This is a genomic window from Actinomycetospora sp., from assembly GCF_055612215.1.
The window spans coordinates 1-3613 of the sequence record NZ_JBVPVA010001071.1; the positions used below are offsets into that span (position 1 = coordinate 1).

At 77.4% G+C, this 3613-nt stretch carries 4 protein-coding genes; 2 read left to right on the forward strand and 2 right to left on the reverse strand.

Features of this window, described 5'->3' with window-relative positions; translation table 11 throughout:
- Both AC0CYZ_RS28950 and AC0CYZ_RS28955 read left to right on the forward strand, forming a co-directional pair.
- Positions 1–1794, forward strand: a 1794-nt coding sequence (locus AC0CYZ_RS28950; protein ID WP_472221568.1) for a DUF2339 domain-containing protein, incomplete at its 5' end; no start/stop codon positions are given.
- Positions 1787–2770, forward strand: a complete 984-nt coding sequence (locus AC0CYZ_RS28955; RefSeq protein ID WP_472221569.1) for a 5'-3' exonuclease — start codon at positions 1787–1789, stop codon at positions 2768–2770. The genes AC0CYZ_RS28950 and AC0CYZ_RS28955, both read left to right, overlap by 8 nt.
- A 12-nt stretch (positions 2771–2782) precedes the next feature.
- On the opposite strand, the gene AC0CYZ_RS28960 is transcribed toward AC0CYZ_RS28955, so the two are convergent.
- Together AC0CYZ_RS28960 and AC0CYZ_RS28965 are read right to left on the reverse strand one after the other, a co-directional pair.
- Entirely contained in the window at positions 2783–3172 is a 390-nt protein-coding gene (locus tag AC0CYZ_RS28960) for an MmcQ/YjbR family DNA-binding protein (protein WP_472221570.1), read from the reverse strand.
- A 108-nt stretch (positions 3173–3280) separates the two neighbouring features.
- Positions 3281–3613, reverse strand: a 333-nt coding sequence (locus tag AC0CYZ_RS28965; protein ID WP_472221571.1) for a DUF4333 domain-containing protein, incomplete at its 5' end; no start/stop codon positions are given.

Sequence of the window (3613 nt, forward strand, 5' to 3'; positions counted from 1 at the left end):
CGGTGCCGATCCTTCGGACCGCCACGGAGCCCGTTCGCACCGCCGCCCGCTCCGGCCGGGACGGCCTCGCCGTGGGCCCCGCCACCCGCCCGGCCGCCCGAGCCGCCGCGGCGCCCGGGCGGCCTGCGCCTGCCGCGTGTCACCGGTGCCCGGCTCCTGGCCGTCGCGGGCGCCGGGGTGACACTCGTCGGCGTCGTCCTGTTGCTCTTGCTCGCCGCCTCCCGCGGCTGGTTCGGGGCCGAGGCCCGCGTGGTGCTCGGCGCGGTCGTCGGGTTCGCCCTGGTCGGGGCGGGCGTCACGCTGCAGCGGCGCCGCGCGGGCGCGGCAACCGACGGCACCGTCCCCGCCGCCGACCCCGGCCCGGTGTCGCTCGCGGCCACCGGCATCACCGCGCTCTACCTCACCGTCGCGGCGGCCACCTCGCTGTACGACCTGCTCCCCGCCCCGGTCGCGCTCGTCCTGGCCCTGCTCGTCGCGGGCGGCGGGCTCGTGCTCGCCGACCGCTGGCGCCGCCACGGCCTGGCCCTCGGCGTCGTCGTCGGCGCGGGCGTGCTCCTCCCGCTCGTCGTCGCCGCGCCCGGCGCCCTGCTCACGGCCCTCTTCGTGGTCCTCGTCGTCGTCACCCTCCCGGTCGCGGTGCGCCGTGGCTGGTCCTCGCTGGTCGCCGTGGCCGTCCTGGGTGCGACGCTCGCGGGCCTGGTCTCCACGGCGGTCGTCGTCGCCGTCTCGGGGGGCACGGGCGCGCCGGCGGCCGAGCTGACCGCCGCCGTCGCGGCCCTGGTGCTCGTCGGCGCGGTCGCCTCGCTCGTCCTGCTCCGCGGGCACGCGGCGACGGGGGCGGACACGCGGCCGGCGCCGCTCGTCGTCGTCGCGTGCCTCGTGCTCGCCCTGCCGGTGCTGCCGCTGCTCGCCGTCGCCGTCGCGCTCCCGCGTCCGGTGGGGGCGCTGGTCGACGTGGTCGCGGTGCTCGTCCTGCTCGGCGTCGCCGCCACGGCCGAGCGGGGGGCGGTGCGCGTCCCCGCCACGCCGGCGCTCGCGACGACGGCGGCCACCGCGACCGCCGTCGTCGGGCTCCAGGCGATCCCGCTCGCGCTCACCGGGGTCGCGGTGAGCGGGCTCGTCCTCGCCGTCGCGACCGTGCTCGCCGCGACCGCGCTCGGCACCCGCCGCACCGGGCTGCTCGTCGCGGCCGGGGTGTTCGGCCTGATCGGCGCGGTCCTGGCGCTCGCGCGGGACCTGCCGTTCACCGTCGTCGTCGACGGCCGCCCCGGCGGGTGGGCCGAGATGCTCGCGATGGCCGTCGTCGGCGTCCTGCTGATCGGCTCCGCGGGGACGCTGCTCGCGGCCCTCGGACGGCTCGGCTTCCTCGCGACACGGGACCGCTCGGCGGTGGCCACCGCGGTGCTCGGCCTGCTCGGGCTCTACGGCGCGGCCGGGTTCGTCGTGACCCTGGCCCTCGCCGTCTCCCCGACGCGGACGGGCTTCCTCGTGGGGCACGTCCTCGTGACGATCTCGTGGGTCGCGCTCGCCCTGGTCCTGCTCGTGCGCGGGCCCCGCACCGAGGCGGTGAGCCTGCCCCGCGTGCTCGGCGGGGTGCTCGTGGTGGCGGCGGTGGCGAAGCTGGTCCTCTTCGACCTCCACGCCCTGGACGGGCTCGCGCGGGTCGCGGTGTTCCTCGGGGCGGGTCTCGTGCTGCTGGTCGCCGGTGCCCGCTACGCGCGGTGGGTCACCGCCGGCGGGGACGCCCGGACCACGGCGTCGGACGAGAGTGGCACTCTTGCCGACCATGAGTGACGGGCCCGTGATGCTGCTGGACTCCGCGAGTCTGTGGTTCCGCGCGTTCTACGGGGTCCCGTCCTCGCTCACCGCCGAGGACGGGACGCCCGTCAACGCGGTGCGGGGGTTCTGCGACATGGTGGCCCGCCTCGTGCGGGCCCGGCCGCCCGCGAGCGTCGTCGCCTGCCTCGACCGGGACTGGCGCCCGGCCTTCCGCGTGCGGGCGATCCCGTCCTACAAGGCCCACCGCGTCGACCCGGCGAGCGGCGTCGACCCCGCGGACACCACGGTCGGCGGCGGTCCCGACGCCGAGGCCGCTCCCCCGGAGCTCGGGGTGCAGGTCCCGATCATCCTCGACGTCCTCGCCGCGGCCGGGATCCCGACGGCGGGCGCGGAGGGCTACGAGGCCGACGACGTCATCGGCACCCTGTGCGCCACCGAGTCGTCGCAGCCGATCGAGGTGGTCTCCGGGGACCGCGACCTGCTCCAGCTCGTCCGCGACGACCCCGCCCCGACCCGGATCATCTACATCGCGCGCGGTGTCGCGAAGTACGAGGTCTACGGGCCCGAGGAGGTCGCCGCGCGCTACGGCGTCCCGGTCTCGCGGGCCGGCGACGGGTACGCCGAGATGGCCATGCTGCGGGGCGACCCCTCCGACGGGCTGCCCGGGGTGCCCGGCGTCGGGGAGAAGACCGCCGCACAGGTGGTGTCGAAGTTCGACTCGTGGGCCGACCTCGTGGGGGCCGTCGTCGAGGGCGGGGACCCGCGGCTGTCCGCGGCCGTGCGGGCCAAGCTGGTGAAGGCGGCGCAGTACCTCACCGTGGCGCCCGGGGTGGTCCGGGTGGCGCCCGATGCGCCGATCGACTGGACCGGGACCACGCGCCCCCTCCCCCACGAGCCCGTCGACGCCGACCGGCTCGCCGAGCTCGCGCAGCGCTGGAGCCTCACCGGCTCGGTCGACCGGCTGAGCGCGGCGCTGGCCGGGCGGGACTGAGAGCGGTCGGACTCAGCCGGGACGCGGCACCGTGCGGGCCAGGGTCGCCGGGGCCCGCGCGAACCAGGCTTCGGTGACCAGCTCGCGAAGCTCGTCGTCGGCGATCCGCTCGAGGTGGACCAGCACGCTGGGGTAGCCGTCGAAGTGCGGGGTCGTGAAGTAGACGTCGCCGCCCTCGGCCAGGAGCGCCTCCTTCGCGCCGAGGTCGGGCACGCGGGCGCCGAGCACCGGGCCGGGCTGCTCGCTCCACCCGAGGTCGGCGAGATCGCGGGGGCGCAGCGGGCGCTCCCACACGAACCCCTTGCCCTTGACCTTCCACGACGCGGCCCCGCCGTAGCTCGGCTGCTCCTCGACGCCGGGCAGCGCCGTCGCGTGCCGGCGCACGTCGTCCCAGGTCGCCATGGCGGAGGAGGGTAGCGCGGACCCGCGTCCCGGCTCCGTGATCGACGTCCGTGTGACCGGGCCGAACGGTCCCTCAGGGGACTCGCGATCACGGACGCCCGCGCGGCCTCACCGCGGCTGGCCGACCTCGTAGGCGCCGTGCTCGTCGACCACGTCGACCGGGATCTGCTGGGGCCGGCCGTCGACGGTGGCGGTGCACACGAACGACACGCCGGGCCGCACCCGCTCGCCGTCCGGGCACGTCACGCCGGTGACCTGGCGGTGCCAGTCGCGGCCGACGACGTCGGCGACCCCGCGCTCCAGAGCTGCCCGGTCGAGGACGTCGTAGCGGGCGAACCGTGGGCCCACGAGGAACGCGAGCAGGGCCACGACGACCGCGGCGACGACGAGTACCCCGAGCAGGACGATCAGCACGATGCGCCGGACCCGGCGACGCCGGGC

Coding starts and splice junctions, on each gene's coding strand:
- AC0CYZ_RS28955 (WP_472221569.1), top strand. CDS start 1,787: ATGAGTGACGGGCCCGTGATGCTGCTGGACTCCGCGAGTCTGTGGTTC.
- AC0CYZ_RS28960 (WP_472221570.1), bottom strand. CDS start 3,172: ATGGCGACCTGGGACGACGTGCGCCGGCACGCGACGGCGCTGCCCGGC.